Below are 15,072 nucleotides of genomic sequence, written 5' to 3' on the forward strand. Positions count from 1 at the left end.
CCTGCTGGCCACCTGGACCGGCACTTGCCCCACCTGCCGACAACCCACCCCATGGCAGCCCTACGACACGACCTAACAAAGCACTACTAGTCGGCACCGGCCTCACGGGCGCCGGCTTCCGTCTACGACCCCGCCACCGACAAGTGGTCCACCGGCGCGGACGCGCCCACGGCCGCCGGTGCCTCGGCCTCCGCCGTGCTCGACGGCAAGCTGTACATGATCGGTGGCTGCACCGACACGTCCTGCGGCAGCGTCGCCAAGGCGGCCGCCGCCTACGACCCGGCCACCGACCAGTGGACGTCCATCGCGGCTTACCCGAAGCCGGTCTCCTTCGCCTCCTGCGCGGGCATCGAGGACAAGATCTACTGCGCCGGCGGCATGAGCCAGGGCGACGAGCTCGCCGACACCTACGCCTACGACCCGGGGACCGACACGTGGACCCAGGTGGCCGACCTGCCCGCACCCCGCTGGGGCGCGGAATCCGCGGCGGCCAACGGCCAGTTCCTCGTGGTCAGCGGCGTGAGCGGCAACGCCCTGGACAACAAGGCGTACGCCTTCGCCCCGGGGACCGGTGGCTGGAGCGCACTGCCGAACGTCAACGTGCCCAGCACCCCTGGCGGCGCGGCGGCCGGCTTCTACAAGGTCGGCGGCATCAACACCCCCGGCGGCGCGCCGCTCGCCTCGGTCGAGCTGCTGCCGGGCTGCAGCCAGGAGACCTCCGACATCTCCTGGCTGAGCGAGAGCACGCAGCGGGTGACTCTCGCCCCCGGCGCCAGCACCACGGTCGACGTGAGCCTGGACGCCTCGGACGCCGCGGTCAACCAGCCGGGTTCCTACACCGCCCGGCTCTCCCTGGGCAGTGACACCCCCTACGCCCTGCCCGCCGTGCCGGTCACCCTGACCGTCACCCCGCCCCACGGGCGCCGACGGTACCTACTCCCTCTGGCTCGACGCGGCCGACAGCCCGCTCACCGTGATCGTCGCCAAGGACGGCTACAAGCCGGCCACGGCGTCCGTCAAGATCAAGAAGGGACAGTCGGTCACCAGCGACTTCACCCTGGCGCGCAAGTAACGCCGAGACGCAGCAAAGGGCGGGCCGCTGGTTCACAGCGGCCCGCCCAGCGTGCTTGTCAGGCCTGGTACGCGAGCAGCGCCATCATCCCCGCCTCACCGTGGTAGGCGTTGTGGCAGTGCAGCATCCACTGGCCGGGGTTGTCGGCGTCGAAGTACACGGACACCGTGCGATCGGGCAGCACGATGGTGGTGTCCTTGCGCGGACCGCCCGTACCGAGCTGGTAGGTGTGGCCGTGCAGATGCATCGGGTGCCACATGTCCGTCTTGTTGACGAAGTCCAGCCGGACCCGCTGGCCCTGCTCGACCAGGATCGGGTCGGCGGTGGGGTGGTTCATGTCGTACCGCTTGCCGTTGATGCCCCAGTCGTACTTGGCCATCGCGCCGGTCAGTTCGATGCGGTGGACGCGGTCGGCCTTCCTCGTGTCCAGGCGGACGTCGTCGGCCGCCTTCAGCCCGGCGGCGTTCATGATCATGCCGTCCAGCTCCTTCGGGCGGACGGACGGCTTCGGCGCGGTGCCGGAGCCGGTGCGCACGAGCGCCATGCCGCTCGCGTCCTTGCCCTCGGCGAGGGCGACCAGCGGGAAGACGCCGTCGGCGAGGGTGACGAGGACGTCGTACCGCTCCCCCATGCCGACCAGTAGGGCGTCCACCTCCTGGTGGGCGACCGGGAAGCCGTCCGTGTGGGTGATGGTCAGCTTGTGGCCGCCGAGCGCGACGCGGTACGCCGTGTCGCCGCCGGCGTTGATGACGCGCAGCCGCACCCGCTTGCCGGGCTTGCCGGTGTAGACGTCGGGGTCGGCCGGCACCCGGCCGTTGACCAGGTGGTACGGGTACTTGACGTCACCGGCGTCCCCGCCGAGCAGACCGCTCCGCGCGCCCATGAGCATGAACTTCGCCGAGCCGGACGACGCCTCGCCCCCCTTGCCCGAATCACCGCCGCTCATGTCCATGCCGCCCATGTCACCCATGTCCATGCCACCCATGTCCCCCATGTCGTGGCCGGACGAGCCGCCCTTTTCCGAGCCGCCCATGTCCATACCGCCCATGCCGTGCCGGAGTTCGGCGAGGACCTGGTCGGGGGTGCCGGTGACACCGTCGACCCAGTCGTCCAGGACGACGACCCACTCGTCGTCGTACGACAGCGGTTCCCGCGGGTCCTCCACGATCAGCGGGGCGTGCAGTCCCCGGTCGAGCTGGACGCCGACGTGGGGGTGGAAGAAGTAGGTGCCGGGCGTGTCGGCGAGGAAGCGGTAGGTGAAGTTGCGGCCGGCGCGGACGGCGTTCTGGGTGGCCGGGGGCACGCCGTCCATGTCGGCGCGCAAGGCGATGCCGTGCCAGTGGACGGACGTCGTGGTCCGGTCCGGGAGCTGGTTGGAGAGTTCGGCGGCGAGGGTGTCACCGGCCGTCAGCCGGATCTCCTTGCCCGGGGTCCGGCCACCGTAGGCCCAGCTCTTCGCCATCACCCTGCCGCCGAGGTCGAGCATGGCGGGCGCCGCGGTCAGGGTCACGTTGCGCACCGTGCCGGTGCCCTTGCGCTTCTTGTCGGTGGTCGCCACCACCTTGCTGTCGGGGCTCACCAGGGCCGGCGTGGACCCGGAGCCGCCGCACGCGGCGAGCGCTCCTCCTCCCGCGACGGCGAGACCGGCCAGCAGGGCGGAGCGGCGGTTGATGCTGTTCATGTGCGATGCCTCTTCTCGAGATGCCGTTGACCTGCGCGCATGCGGCATCGCCCCCACGGGGTACGGGGGAACGGGCCGCGCCGCGGCGGCCTAGATCAGCAGTCGGGAGAGGACGGAGAGGTCCGGCGGCGCACGGTGCGGGTTGCCCGGCAGACCGTGTCCCGCGAGGACACCTCGCGGCGGAGCGCCCTGGACGGTGTGCGGCCCTACGGCCGGCGGCACGAGCCACTGCGGTGAGCCGACGGCGCCCGAGGTGCAGTGCTGCATGTCGGCGCCGGAGCAGGCGCCGCCGCCGTCGTGGTCCATGACCGGCGTGAGCGCGGTCATGTCCTGCCCGGTCATGCCGTGCTCTGCCATGCCGTGCCCTGCCATGCCGTGCACGGCATGCCCCGTCCGGGACATCGCGCTCATGGCGGTCGCGGGTGCGGCGGGGGCCGGGCCCAGGTCGTGGTGGACCAGGACGACGAGGGCGGCGAGCAGAGCCAGGACGGCGGCCCACGACCGGCGCGGGGCGCCGCCACGGGAACCGGTCCGCCGGTACGTCACCTGCCGCCGCCCCTTTCCGGTCCCGCACTCGTCCGCCACGCCCGCACGGCGCTCCAGGCGCGTCACTATACCCCCTAGGGGTAGAAATCCCACCGGGCCTCCGAGGAGGCGAGCGGATGACTAAGTACCCCTGGGGGGTATATCGTTCCTGTCGTCGGGAGGGCGGCGACCGTCCTCCCGCGGACCGAACCATGCTCACACCCGAGGAAGTAGCCATGACCGAACAGACGAACTCCGGCTCCTGCTGCGGCTCCTGCGGCACCGGCGCGGCGACCGACGTGCAGGTCCACGGCAGCGGCGTCACCACCGTGTACAAGGTCTCCGGCATGACCTGCGGCCACTGCGAGTCCGCCATCTCCAAGGAGGTCTCCGCCCTGGACGGCGTCACCGCGGTCACGGCCGTCGCCGACACCGGCGAGGTCACCGTGACCTCCGCCGCCCCGCTCGACCAGGAAGCCGTCCGCGCCGCCGTGGACGAGGCGGGCTACGAGCTCGTCGGCCAGATCTGAGGCTCCGCGACTTCGGACGCGGTACACCCCGGGCGAAGACCCCTCCGTTCCCCAACGGGACGGAGGGGTCTTCGCCTTTTCCGGCACCCGGCCCCACTACCCGGACCCGGCGGCGCCCAACTCCCCTACACACTCCCCTACTTCACGCCTTACATACCCCCCATGGGTATGCTACGGTGCAGCCCACAGGTACCCCCCAGGGGTATACAGCAAGAAGGGTGGAGTCATGTCAGCGGTCAATCCCCGGCGCTGGTGGGCACTGGTCGTGCTCGCCGCCGCCCAGTTCATGGTCATCATGGACACATCGATCATCGGGGTGGCGCTTCCCGAGATGCAGAAGGACCTCGGCTTCTCGCAGGGCGAGTTGCAGTGGGTCTTCAACGCGTACGTCATCGCCTTCGGCGGCCTGCTGCTGCTCGGCGGCCGGCTGTCCGACCTGCTCGGCGCCCGCAAGGTGTTCATCACCGGCTGGACGGTGCTGATCGCGGGCTCGGTCGTGGCCGCCGCCGCGCAGAGCGCGTCCGTGGAGGTCGTCGGCCGTGCGGTCCAGGGCGTGGGCGGCGCGCTCATCGCGCCCTCCGCCATGACGCTGCTCATGATGCTCTTCGCCCACGACCCCAAGGAACTGGGCAAGGCCATGGCGCTCTACGGCGCCGCCGCGCCCGCGGGCGGCACCGCCGGCGTCTTCATGGGCGGCGTGTTCACCCAGTGGCTGAGCTGGCCGTGGGTGTTCATCATCTACATCCCGATCGGCCTCGGCACGCTCGCGGCCTCCAAGCTGCTCCCGGCCGTCGGCGGCCGCCGCGGTGGCGGGGTGGACGTGCTCGGCGCCGTCTCCGTCACGGCGGGTCTCGCGCTCGCGGTGTTCGCTGTCGTCCGCGCCCCGGAGTCCGGCTGGTCCTCGACCGGCACCGTGCTGGAGCTGGTCGGCGCGGTGGCGCTGCTCGTCCTGTTCTTCGTCATCCAGAAGACGGTGCGCGAGCCGCTGATGCCGCTCGGCATCTGGCGGGTGCCGCGCCTGGGTTCGGCGAACCTGGCGATGGCGCTGCTCGGCGCCGCGTGGATCCCGATGTGGTACTTCCTCAACCTGTACCTCCAGCAGGTCCTGGGTTACGGGGCGTTCGCCTCCGGTGCCGCGCTGCTGCCGATGACCGTGCTGCTGATGATCTTCATGACGGCTATCACCGCGCGGCTGCTCGCGAAGTTCGGCGCCAAGCCGTTGATCGGCGGCGGTCTGCTGGTCCTCGCGGCGGGTCTGGTGTGGCTGGCCCAGGTGCAGCCCACGGGCACCTTCGTGGTCGACGTGCTGCCCGCGTCGCTGGTCGCGGCCCTCGGTATGTCGCTCGCCTACATCCCCGCGATGATGGCCGCGATGGCCGGCGCGCCGCAGGAGCAGGCGGGTCTGGCGTCCGGCATCGTCAACACCACCTACCAGGTGGGTTCCGCCCTGGGTCTCGCGGCACTGACCGCCGTGGCCACTTCCCAGGGCGCGGGCAAGCTGGGCAACCTGCCCGCCCTGACCGACGGCTTCAGCGCGGCCTTCATCTGGGCCGCGGCGATCGCCGCCCTGGGCGGTCTGGTCACCCTGCTCGCCATGCGGGGCGAGAACGCGGCGGCACAGGCGGGGGCCGCGCAGGAGGCATCCGGCGAACGGGCCGGTGTCTGACCGGCGCCCCTTTCGGCGGACCGGCACGGCATCCACTGCCGGGCCCGCCGTCCCTCTGGACAACGACCCCCTCGACGGGCCGTCCGGCCCCGGGCAACCGGAACGGGCGGCCCTGTCCCATGTACGGAGGAGCCATCCATGGACATACAGACCCGCGCCGTGCAGGTGCGGCACGATCCCCCGTCGAGCGGCGGCCGGCCGCTGAGCGTGCCGATCGTCCAGTCCTCGGCCTTCGCCTTCGACTCGGCCGCCGAACTGGCCGAGGCCATGGGCGGACCGGACGGGGCGTACGTCTACTCGCGGCGCGGCAACCCCACCGTGCGGGCGCTGGAACAGACGCTGGCCGACCTGGAGGGCGGGGCCGCGGCGATCGCGTTCGCCTCCGGGATGGGCGCGATCAGCGGCGTACTGCTGGCCCTGCTGCGGCCCGGCGACCATGTGATCGCCGGACGCTGCCTGTACGGCGGCACGTACTCCGTCCTCACCGATCTCGCCCGGCGGTACGGCGTCGACGTGGACTACGTCAGCGGCGACGACCCGGCGGACTTCGCCCGGCTCGTCCGACCGGGCACCCGGCTGCTCCACCTGGAGACCATCGCCAATCCCACGGGACAAGTCGCCGACATGAAGGGCATGTTGGCCGAGGCGGCCCGGCACGGGGTGCTCAGCATGGTGGACAACTCCCTCGCCTCGCCGGTGCTGTGCCGCCCGATCGAGCACGGCGCCGACGTGGTCGTGCACTCCACCACCAAGTACCTGGCCGGGCACTCCGACGTGCTGGGCGGGGTGGCCGTCTTCGCCGACGCGGGCCTGCGGGACCGGGTGTGGCCCAGGACGGTCGAACTCGGGGCGTGCGCCGACCCGTTCGCGGCCTGGCTGACCCTGCGCGGCCTGCCGACCCTGCCCCTGCGCATGCGGCAGCACTGCGCCGGCGCGGAGGTACTGGCCCGGCGCCTCGCCGAGCACGAGCGGGTCGCCGCCGTGCACTGGCCCTGGCTCCCGCACCACCCCTCGTACGACCGTGCGCGGCAACTCCTCGACGGGGGCGGCGGCATGGTCTCGTTCGACCTGACCGGCGGGCGGGAGGCGGGGCGCGCGTTCATCGAGCGGGTCCGCGTCGCACGCCTGGCCCTGTCGCTGGGCGGCGTGGAGACGCTGGTGACGCACCCGGCGTCCACCTCGCACCGGGAGCTGGACGACGCGGCGCTCACGGCCGCCGGGATCGGCGCGGGCACCGTGCGGATGTCGGTCGGCATCGAGCATCCGGAGGACCTCTGGGCGGACATCGAAGCATCCTTGAGTCACCCATAGATTTGGGTTGACAAAATAAACGGCCGATTCGTAGATTGAGTGAAGCCCAGAGAACCGGCTCGTCCGCCCAAAGGGGGGCTTCATGCGCTATTTCGAGGACTTCCGCACCGGTGACATCCATGAACTCGGCACGGTCACCGTCACCGAGGAGGAGGTGCTGGACTTCGCGCGCCGCTTCGACCCGCAGCCCTTCCACATCGACCCCGAGCGGGCGAAGCAGTCGTCCTTCGGGGGGCTGATCGCCAGCGGGTTCCACACCTCGGCGCTCTTCATGCGGCGCTATGTCGACGGCCTGCTCGCCTACAGCGCCTGCGAGGGATCGCCCGGCATCGACGAGGTCCGCTACCGCCGGCCGGTCCGTCCGGGCGACGTCCTCACCGCGCGGGTCGAGATCCTCGGATCGCGTCCCGCGCTGGGCAATCCCGCCACCGGCATCGTCCAGCCCCGCTGCGAACTGGTGGCCGCCGACGGGACGGTCGTGTTCAGCATGATCCTGCACAGCATCTTCCGGCGGCGTCCCGCCGCACCCTCCGCCGCGTCCCCCTCGTCGCTGTCCGCGGCGCAGGACCCGGTCGCCTGCTGTGCCCGACAGCGCTGAACACGGCCGTCCGCACACCCACCGCACGCGCTGACGAAGCGCCGCCCCGAAGGGAGACCTCCCGTGGAGGCCGTATCCCGCACCGCCCAGTGGACCGCCGCCGCGCGGGCCCTGGAGACCGACCGCGAGGACCGGCTGTTCGCCGATCCCCACGCCCGTACCGTCGCCGGCACCACCGGCTTCGAGCTGCTGGACCGCTACGCGGGCGCGGGCACCGTACCGTTCCTCGCCATCCGCACCACCTACCTCGACCGCGCCATCGAGCGCGCGGTGCGCGAACGGGGCCTGCGCCAGGTCGTGTTCCTCGCGGCCGGCATGGACACCCGCTACTACCGCCTCACCTGGCCCGACGGCATCACCCTCTACGAACTCGACCGGCCCGCGCTGCTGGCGGCCAAGGCCGCCCTGCTCGCCGGGGAGCCGGAGCCGGTGGGGCGTGAGCGCCGTACCGTCGCCGTCGACCTCAGGGAGGACTGGGTCGGCTCCCTGAAGGAGGCCGGCTGGCAGGCGGAGGCGCCCACCCTGTGGGTGGTCGAGGGCCTGCTGTTCTTCCTGCCGGAGGACGCCGTCCGGAGCCTGATCACCACGCTGTGGCAGCACAGCGCGCCGTCCTCCGTCCTGCTCGGCGACGTCATCAGCGAGGCCGCCCTGCGCAACCCGCTGTCCCGGCCCTTCATGAAGGCACTCGAAGAGGACGGCAACCCCTGGCTGTTCGGCACCGAGGAGCCGGAGCAACTGCTCGTCTCCTGCGGCTGGACGGTCCAGGAGGTGCGGCAACCGGGCGAGCCGGGCGCCGACTTCGGCCGCTGGCCCTACCCGGTGCCGCCGCGCGAGACGCCCCGCGTGCCCCGGTCCTTCCTGTTCACGGCGACCCGAGACGAGATCACCTCATGACCCAGCCGCCCGGCCCCGGGCACTCCGAGGCCACAGCCGACTTCCACCAGCGCGTCATCGACGACGCCGCGGCCGCCGTCCGCGGCCTGTCCGTCTCCCTCGGCGAACGGCTCGGCCTCTACCGCGTCCTCGCGGCGCAGGGCCCGCTCACCCCGGCGGAACTCGCCGAACGCGCGGACATCGCGCCGCGGTACGCCGAGGAGTGGCTGCACGCGCAGCTCAGCGCGGGCTATGTGGAGCGGCACCCGTCCTCCGACAAGTACACCCTGCCCGCCGCGCACGCCTCGGTCCTCGCGCAGCCCGAAGCGCCCACCTACGCCGCGGGGTTCTTCACCGCGCTGAAAGCGCTGTACGCCACCGAGGACCTGCTCCTGGACGCCTACCGCAGCGGTGAGGGCGTCGGCTGGGCCGAGCACGACCCGGCGCTCGACACCGGCATGGGCAGCTTCTTCCAGCCCACCTACCAGCACCGGCTGCTGACCGACTGGATCCCGGCGCTGCGCGAGGTGAGCGGCAAACTCGCGGCCGGCGGCACCGCGGCGGACGTCGGCTGCGGCGTCGGGCACACCACCCGGCTGATCGCCCGCGCCTTCCCCGACGCCCGGGTGTACGGCTTCGACTACTCGGAGGAGGCCATCGCCATCGCCCGGCAGCTCGCCGACGACGAGGGCCTCGGCGACCGGGTCGTCTTCGAGACCGCGTCCGCCGACGACTATCCCGGCTCCGGCTACGACCTGGTGGCCTTCTTCAACTGCCTGCACGACATGGGCGATCCGGTGGCCGCCGCCCAGCACGTCCGCAAGTCCCTGGACCCGGACGGTACCTGGATGCTGGTGGAGTCCAACGTCTCCCCCGCCGACATCCACACGCACACCCCGCCCGCCCGCATGTTCATGGCGCTGTCCGCCGTGATGTGCCTGCCGGTTGCCCTCGCGCAGCGCGGCCCGCACGCGCTCGGCAACCACTCCGGCGAGAAGGCCTTCCGCGCCATCGCCGAGGAGGCGGGCTTCACCCGCTGGCGGCGGGCGACCGAGACCGCGGTGAACGCCGTCTACGAGGTCCGGCCCTGACCAGCTCACGCACCGTACGCGCATCGGACAGGAGAACCCATGGCCGCCACGGCCCTTCCCATCAGCGACCGCTTCCTGGAGATCCTCGAACGGCTCAGTGAGAAGTCCATCGAGGACTACTACAACCCGTACCAGCAGTTCGCCTGGCCCGACTCGCTGGACGAGGACCGGATGTGGATGAGCCCCGAACTGCTCACCGTCCACGGGACCCCGCACTACGACGAGTTGGACCAGGAGACCCTGCGGCGGCTGTCCAAGTGGGAGTCGATCAACTTCTACAGCCTGAACGTGCACGGAATCCGCGAACTGCTCATCGAGGTCGTCGGCCGCATCCACATGCCCGGCTTCGAGGTGCCCTCCGACTTCTTCCACCACTTCATCGGCGAGGAGAACGAACACATGTGGTTCTTCTCCGAGTTCTGCCGGCGCTACGGCGGCAAGATCTACTCGTCGATGACCATGAGCGCCGACTCCGCCTGGGAGCCCGCGGTCGAGAACTTCCTGGTCTTCGCCCGCATCCTGTTCTTCGAGGAGCTGGTCGACCACTACAACACCCGGATGGCGCAGGACGAGACGCTCTGCGACACCATCCGCCAGGTCAACCGCATCCACCACCAGGACGAGTCCCGGCACATCGCCTTCGGCCGCGAGCTGGTGTCCCTGCTGTTCACGCGGATGCGCGAGGCGGTCGGCGCCGAGCGGCTGCGCGAGGTGGAGAACTACCTGAAGCGCTACGTCGTCTTCAGCGTCAACTCCCTCTACAACCCGCACGTCTACCGCGACGCCGGCATCGCGGACCCGCTGGGTCTGCGCAACGCCCTGCTCGCCGACGAGCGCAGGCGCGAGCAGGAGCGCCGGGCGATCCGCAAGCCGCTCGCGTTCTTCCGCAAGACCGGGATCTTCTCCGACGACACCCTGCCGGTCCTCTGACGGCCGGTCCAGCGAACCGAGAGGTTGGTCCACCACCGTGCCCGACTCCATATCCTCCGCACCCGCGTGTTCCCCGGGGGAAAGCCGCGGCCTGCCCTCCCTGGGAGCAGAGGGAACGGCCCTGCTCCGGCTCCTCGACGACACCTTCGAAAGGTGGGGCGTGGCCGCCGGGGCCCGTCCGATGACCATGCCCCCGCTACTGCCGGCCGCCGACCTCAAGCGGCTCGACTACTACGAGAACTTCCCCCACCAGGCCGTCGTCGCCACCGCGATCGACGTCGACCGACGGGGCGAGTACTGCTCCGAGACGGGCTGCTTCCCGTGCAGCTCGCTGCGGCCCGCGGAACTCGGGCTGCCCTCCGCCTCCTGCTACGCCGTCTACCTCGACCACGAGGGCCGCGAGGTCGCGGACGACACCCTGGTGACCGTGGTCGGCTGGTGCTTCCGCAAGGAGGAGCGCTACGAGGGGCTGCGCCGCCAACTCGGCTTCCACATGCGGGAGATCGTGGCCCTCGGCAGCCGTGAGCACGCGGACTCGCACCTGCGGGAGTTCACCGAGCGCATCACCGCCTTCGCACGCGCACTCGACCTGCCGCTGCGCAAGGAAGCCGCCTGCGACCCGTTCTTCGACAAGGGCGGCTCGAAGGCGCTGCTCCAGCGGCTGTCGCCCGTCAAGCACGAGTTCCTCTTCGAGGACCTCGCGATCGCCTCCGTCAACACCCATCGCAACTTCTTCGGCGACCGCTGCTCCATCACCCTCGCCGGCACCGGCGAACCCGCCTCCACCAGCTGCGTCGCCTTCGGCCTCGAACGCTGGCTGTCGGCCCTCACCCGCCGGTACGGCAGCTGGGCCGCCGCCACCGAAGCCGTTCGCACGGCCGACGACCGCCTCACGCCGGTCGGCCCGGTGGTGTGAGGTGACGGCCCACCCCACCGCCGAGGGCGGCGGTACGGGCTGGGCGAACCTCGGCATGGACATCGTGTCCGTCAAGCGCGTCCGCAGACTCCTCGACGACTACGGCGAGGACTTCTTCCAGCGGATGCTGAACCCCGGCGAACTCGACGACTGCCGTACGTCCAGCGGCCTCGATCTGCTCAGCCTGTGCGGACGGATCGCGGCCAAGGAAGCGGCGTTCAAGACCCTGCGCGTGCAGGGACGGCTCCTGCCATGGCGCGACATCGTGGTGCGCCGCTCGGACGGCGGCTGGCCGCTGGTCGAACTGCGCCGCAGCGCCGCCGAGATGGCAGCGGAATCCGGCATCCAGGGCGTCACGGTGAGCATCAGCCACGACGTGGACTACGCGGTGGCCGTGGCCGCTCCCATCCTCGGCGCTTCCCGGCACCAGCCGTGAGACGCCACCCGCTCCCCCACACTTCTTCGTCAATTCCCGTTAGGAGTACAGCCATGACCGACGGCCTGCACCAGGTGAAGGACTGGATCCTCAAGCGCCACCCGGAGCGTGACGACATCCCGGGCGACCTCGACCTGATCGAGAACCGGCTCATCGACTCGCTGTCCTTCGTGGAGTTCGTCTTCCTGCTGGAGCAGCACAGCGGCCGCGCCATCGAGATGGAGACCCTGGAGGTCGACTCCATCCGCACGCTCGACGCCATCGAGGCCGCGTTCTTCCTCGCGGAGGTGAAGTGAGATGAGCCGGCGGCTCTTCACCTCCGAGTCCGTCACCGAGGGCCATCCCGACAAGATCGCCGACCGGATCAGCGACACCGTCCTGGACGCGTTGCTGGCCAGGGACCCGGCTTCCCGCGTCGCCGTCGAGACCCTGATCACCACGGGGCAGGTGCACATCGCCGGCGAGGTCACGACCCGCGCGTACGCCCCCATCGCACAACTGGTCCGCGACACGATCCTCGACATCGGCTACGACTCCTCCGCCAAGGGGTTCGACGGTGCCTCCTGCGGGGTCTCGGTGTCGATCGGCTCCCAGTCGCCGGACATCGCGCAGGGCGTGGACTCCGCCTACGAGGCGCGCGCGGAGGGCAACAGCGACGAACTGTCCCGGCAGGGCGCGGGCGACCAGGGCCTGATGTTCGGTTACGCCTGCGACGACACGCCCGCCCTGATGCCGCTGCCGATCCATCTCGCCCACCGGCTGGCCGGCCGGCTGACCGAGGTCCGCAAGCAGGGCGCCTGTCCCTACCTGCGGCCGGACGGCAAGACGCAGGTCACCATCGAGTACGACGGCGACCGCCCGGTGCGCCTGGACACCGTCGTCGTCTCCTCCCAGCACGCGGCGGACATCAACCTGGAGTCCCTGCTCGCCCCGGACATCCGGGAGTTCGTGGTGGAGCCGACGCTCAAGGCGCTCGCCGAGCAGGGGGTGAGCCTGGAGAGCGACGGCTACCGGCTGCTGGTGAACCCCACGGGCCGCTTCGAGATCGGCGGCCCGATGGGCGACGCGGGCCTCACCGGCCGCAAGATCATCATCGACACCTACGGCGGCATGGCCCGGCACGGCGGCGGCGCGTTCTCCGGCAAGGACCCCTCCAAGGTGGACCGCAGCGCGGCGTACGCGATGCGCTGGGTCGCGAAGAACGTGGTCGCCGCCGGTCTCGCCCGCCGCTGCGAGGTACAGGTCGCCTACGCGATCGGCAAGGCGGACCCGGTCGGGCTGTTCGTGGAGACGTTCGGCACCGAGTCCGCGCCCGTCGAGCGCATCCAGACCGCGATCACCGAGGTCTTCGACCTGCGTCCGGCAGCGATCGTCCGGGACCTGGACCTGCTGCGCCCCGTCTACGCGCAGACCGCCGCCTACGGCCACTTCGGTCGCGAACTGCCCGATTTCACCTGGGAGTCCACCGACCGGGCCGATGCCCTGCGGCGGAGTGTGGAGGGCTGAGATGCGCATCGCTGTCACGGGCTCCATCGCCACCGACCATCTGATGTCCTTCCCGGGGAGCTTCTCCGACCAGCTCCTGGCCGACCGACTGGACCGCGTCTCCCTGTCCTTCCTCGCCGACCGACTGGAGATCCGGCGTGGCGGCGTGGCAGCGAACATCTCGTTCGGCCTCGGGCTGCTCGGTCTGCGGCCGGTGCTGGTCGGGGCGGTCGGCGCCGACTTCGAGCCCTACCGCGTCTGGCTGAAGCAGCACGGGGTCGACACCGACTCCGTGCTGGTCAGCGAGGAACACCACACCGCGCGTTTCGTGTGCACGACGGACCGCGCGCAGAACCAGATCGCCACCTTCTACGCCGGCGCCATGGCCGAGGCCCGCGGGATCGACCTGCGGGCGGTCGCCGAGCGCACCGGACGCCTCGGGCTGGTCATGATCTCGCCCGACGACCCCGAGGCCATGCTGCGCCACACCCGCGTCTGCCGCGACCTCGGCATCCCCTTCGCCGCCGACCCCTCCCAGCAGCTGGCGCGCCTCAGCCGCGAGGAGGTGCGCGAACTGGTCGACGGCGCCCGCTGGTTGTTCACCAACGAGTACGAGTCCGCGCTGCTCCTGGACCGTGCGGGCCTCAGCGCGCCGGAGGTACTGCGCCGTGTCGGCTGCTGGGTCACCACCGAGGGCGCCTCGGGGGTCCGCATCCGCCGCGACGGCCGGCCCGAACTCACCGTCCCCGCCGTGCCGGTCCCCGGCGTGGTGGATCCGACCGGCGTCGGCGACGCCTTCCGCGCGGGCTTCCTCGCGGGCACGGCGTGGGGCGTGCCGGAGCGCTGCGCGGCCCAGCTGGGCTGTGTGGTGGCCGCCACCGTGCTGGACTACGTCGGCACCCAGGAGTACCGGCTGTACCGCGACCCCCTGCTCGCCCGGCTGCGCACGACCTACGGCGTGGGCTGCGCGGCCCATCTGGCGACGCGTCTGCGAGGGCTGGCATGACGGCCGCGCGGATCGAGGGCCTGCGCACGGCGCTCGCCACGCGGGTGGTGGTGGCCGACGGCGCGATGGGCACGATGCTCCAGGCCAAGGACCCCACCCTGGACGACTTCCAGCAGCTCGAAGGCTGCAACGAGATCCTCAACCTCACCCGCCCGGACATAGTCCGCTCCGTGCACGAGGCGTACTTCGCCGTGGGCGTGGACTGCGTGTCGACCAACACCTTCGGGGCCAACCACGCGGCGATGGCGGAGTACGACATCGCCGGGCGGGTGTACGAGCTGTCCGAGGCCGGCGCCCGGATCGCCCGGGAGACGGCCGACGGGTGCACCGCCGGGGACGGGCGGCAGCGCTGGGTGCTCGGTTCCATGGGCCCAGGCACCAAGCTGCCCACCCTCGGCCACATCGGCTACGGCACGATCCGGGACGGCTTCCAGGCGAACGCCGAGGGCGTGCTCACGGGCGGCGCCGACGCCCTGCTCGTGGAGACCACCCAGGACCTCCTCCAGGCCAAGGCCGCCGTGCTCGGCGCCCGGCGCGCCATGCGGCGGCTCGGCGTGGACGTGCCGTTGCTGGTGTCGATGGCCTTCGAGACGACCGGCACGATGCTGCTCGGCTCGGAGATCGGCGCGGCCCTGACCGCGCTGGAACCGCTCGGCATCGACATGATCGGCCTCAACTGCTCGACCGGGCCCGCCGAAATGGGCGAACACCTGCGCTACCTCGCCCGCAACGCCCGCGTCCCGCTGCTGTGCATGCCCAACGCGGGCCTGCCCATCCTGACCGGGGACGGGGCGTATTTCCCGCTCGGCCCGACGGACCTGGCGGACGCGCAGGAGACGTTCGTGCGGGAGTACGGTCTGTCGCTGGTGGGCGGCTGTTGCGGGACGACGCCGGAGCATCTGCGGCAGGTGGTGGAGCGGGTGCGGGGGCTGACGCCGCCGGCGCGGGATCC

Annotated in this window: 16 protein-coding genes; 14 read left to right on the plus strand and 2 right to left on the minus strand. The window is 71.4% G+C overall.

The window, feature by feature from the left end; genetic code table 11:
• The first annotated feature begins 195 nt into the window (after nucleotides 1-195).
• Nucleotides 196-1,179, plus strand: a complete 984-nt coding sequence (locus AB0927_RS39860) for a kelch repeat-containing protein (RefSeq protein WP_366672759.1) — start codon at nucleotides 196-198, stop codon at nucleotides 1,177-1,179.
• On the opposite strand, the gene AB0927_RS39865 is transcribed toward AB0927_RS39860, so the two are convergent.
• Nucleotides 1,131-2,753 (minus strand): multicopper oxidase family protein, encoded by a 1,623-nt coding sequence (locus tag AB0927_RS39865; protein ID WP_366672760.1) that lies wholly within the window; start codon nucleotides 2,751-2,753, stop codon nucleotides 1,131-1,133. The two genes, AB0927_RS39860 and AB0927_RS39865, sit on opposite strands and share 49 nt — an antisense overlap.
• Nucleotides 2,754-2,843: 90 nt before the next feature.
• Nucleotides 2,844-3,365, minus strand: coding sequence for a hypothetical protein (locus AB0927_RS39870; protein ID WP_366672761.1), 522 nt, complete (start codon nucleotides 3,363-3,365; stop codon nucleotides 2,844-2,846).
• A 149-nt stretch (nucleotides 3,366-3,514) separates the two neighbouring features.
• On the opposite strand from AB0927_RS39870, the gene AB0927_RS39875 reads away from it, so the two are divergent.
• From AB0927_RS39875 to AB0927_RS39935, 13 genes are all read left to right on the plus strand, one after another.
• Nucleotides 3,515-3,808, plus strand: a complete 294-nt coding sequence (locus AB0927_RS39875; RefSeq protein ID WP_093679122.1) for a heavy-metal-associated domain-containing protein — start codon at nucleotides 3,515-3,517, stop codon at nucleotides 3,806-3,808.
• Between the two features lie 226 nt (nucleotides 3,809-4,034).
• On the plus strand, nucleotides 4,035-5,474 hold the full coding sequence (locus tag AB0927_RS39880) for an MFS transporter (protein ID WP_366672762.1): 1,440 nt from the start codon (nucleotides 4,035-4,037) through the stop codon (nucleotides 5,472-5,474).
• A 138-nt stretch (nucleotides 5,475-5,612) separates the two neighbouring features.
• Nucleotides 5,613-6,785, plus strand: a complete 1,173-nt coding sequence (locus tag AB0927_RS39885) for an aminotransferase class I/II-fold pyridoxal phosphate-dependent enzyme (RefSeq protein WP_366672763.1) — start codon at nucleotides 5,613-5,615, stop codon at nucleotides 6,783-6,785.
• An 82-nt stretch (nucleotides 6,786-6,867) separates the two neighbouring features.
• Nucleotides 6,868-7,383 carry a MaoC family dehydratase gene (locus AB0927_RS39890; RefSeq protein ID WP_366672764.1) on the plus strand — a complete coding sequence of 172 codons (516 nt, stop codon included), beginning with the start codon at nucleotides 6,868-6,870 and terminating at the stop codon, nucleotides 7,381-7,383.
• Nucleotides 7,384-7,446: 63 nt separating this feature from the next.
• Nucleotides 7,447-8,277 (plus strand): SAM-dependent methyltransferase, encoded by an 831-nt coding sequence (locus AB0927_RS39895; protein WP_366672765.1) that lies wholly within the window; start codon nucleotides 7,447-7,449, stop codon nucleotides 8,275-8,277.
• Nucleotides 8,274-9,347 (plus strand): class I SAM-dependent methyltransferase, encoded by a 1,074-nt coding sequence (locus tag AB0927_RS39900; RefSeq protein ID WP_366672767.1) that lies wholly within the window; start codon nucleotides 8,274-8,276, stop codon nucleotides 9,345-9,347. Before AB0927_RS39895 ends, AB0927_RS39900 begins: the two co-directional genes overlap by 4 nt.
• Nucleotides 9,348-9,386: 39 nt before the next feature.
• A complete protein-coding gene (locus AB0927_RS39905; protein WP_366672769.1) occupies nucleotides 9,387-10,277 on the plus strand; it encodes a diiron oxygenase in 891 nt (296 codons plus the stop codon).
• 160 nt (nucleotides 10,278-10,437) lie between these two features.
• On the plus strand, nucleotides 10,438-11,193 hold the full coding sequence (locus tag AB0927_RS39910) for a hypothetical protein (RefSeq protein ID WP_366672770.1): 756 nt from the start codon (nucleotides 10,438-10,440) through the stop codon (nucleotides 11,191-11,193).
• A 1-nt stretch (nucleotide 11,194) separates the two neighbouring features.
• Nucleotides 11,195-11,629, plus strand: coding sequence for a holo-ACP synthase (gene acpS, locus AB0927_RS39915; RefSeq protein WP_366672771.1), 435 nt, complete (start codon nucleotides 11,195-11,197; stop codon nucleotides 11,627-11,629).
• 53 nt (nucleotides 11,630-11,682) lie between these two features.
• On the plus strand, nucleotides 11,683-11,925 hold the full coding sequence (locus AB0927_RS39920; protein WP_366672772.1) for an acyl carrier protein: 243 nt from the start codon (nucleotides 11,683-11,685) through the stop codon (nucleotides 11,923-11,925).
• Nucleotide 11,926: 1 nt separating this feature from the next.
• Nucleotides 11,927-13,135, plus strand: coding sequence for a methionine adenosyltransferase (gene metK, locus AB0927_RS39925; RefSeq protein WP_366672773.1), 1,209 nt, complete (start codon nucleotides 11,927-11,929; stop codon nucleotides 13,133-13,135).
• Nucleotide 13,136: 1 nt separating this feature from the next.
• Entirely contained in the window at nucleotides 13,137-14,120 is a 984-nt protein-coding gene (locus AB0927_RS39930) for a carbohydrate kinase family protein (RefSeq protein WP_366672774.1), read from the plus strand.
• Nucleotides 14,117-15,072 (plus strand): homocysteine S-methyltransferase family protein (locus tag AB0927_RS39935; RefSeq protein WP_366672775.1); only part of this gene is annotated, 956 nt, incomplete at its 3' end. The genes AB0927_RS39930 and AB0927_RS39935, both read left to right, overlap by 4 nt.

Origin of the sequence: Streptomyces sp. NPDC048106 (genome assembly GCF_040706415.1) — a bacterium.
Lineage (GTDB): Bacteria > Actinomycetota > Actinomycetes > Streptomycetales > Streptomycetaceae > Streptomyces.

Coding starts and splice junctions, on each gene's coding strand:
- AB0927_RS39900 (WP_366672767.1), top strand. CDS start 8,274: ATGACCCAGCCGCCCGGCCCCGGGCACTCCGAGGCCACAGCCGACTTC.
- AB0927_RS39905 (WP_366672769.1), top strand. CDS start 9,387: ATGGCCGCCACGGCCCTTCCCATCAGCGACCGCTTCCTGGAGATCCTC.
- AB0927_RS39920 (WP_366672772.1), top strand. CDS start 11,683: ATGACCGACGGCCTGCACCAGGTGAAGGACTGGATCCTCAAGCGCCAC.
- AB0927_RS39865 (WP_366672760.1), bottom strand. CDS start 2,753: ATGAACAGCATCAACCGCCGCTCCGCCCTGCTGGCCGGTCTCGCCGTC.
- metK (WP_366672773.1), top strand. CDS start 11,927: ATGAGCCGGCGGCTCTTCACCTCCGAGTCCGTCACCGAGGGCCATCCC.
- AB0927_RS39930 (WP_366672774.1), top strand. CDS start 13,137: ATGCGCATCGCTGTCACGGGCTCCATCGCCACCGACCATCTGATGTCC.
- AB0927_RS39880 (WP_366672762.1), top strand. CDS start 4,035: ATGTCAGCGGTCAATCCCCGGCGCTGGTGGGCACTGGTCGTGCTCGCC.
- AB0927_RS39875 (WP_093679122.1), top strand. CDS start 3,515: ATGACCGAACAGACGAACTCCGGCTCCTGCTGCGGCTCCTGCGGCACC.
- AB0927_RS39885 (WP_366672763.1), top strand. CDS start 5,613: ATGGACATACAGACCCGCGCCGTGCAGGTGCGGCACGATCCCCCGTCG.
- AB0927_RS39890 (WP_366672764.1), top strand. CDS start 6,868: ATGCGCTATTTCGAGGACTTCCGCACCGGTGACATCCATGAACTCGGC.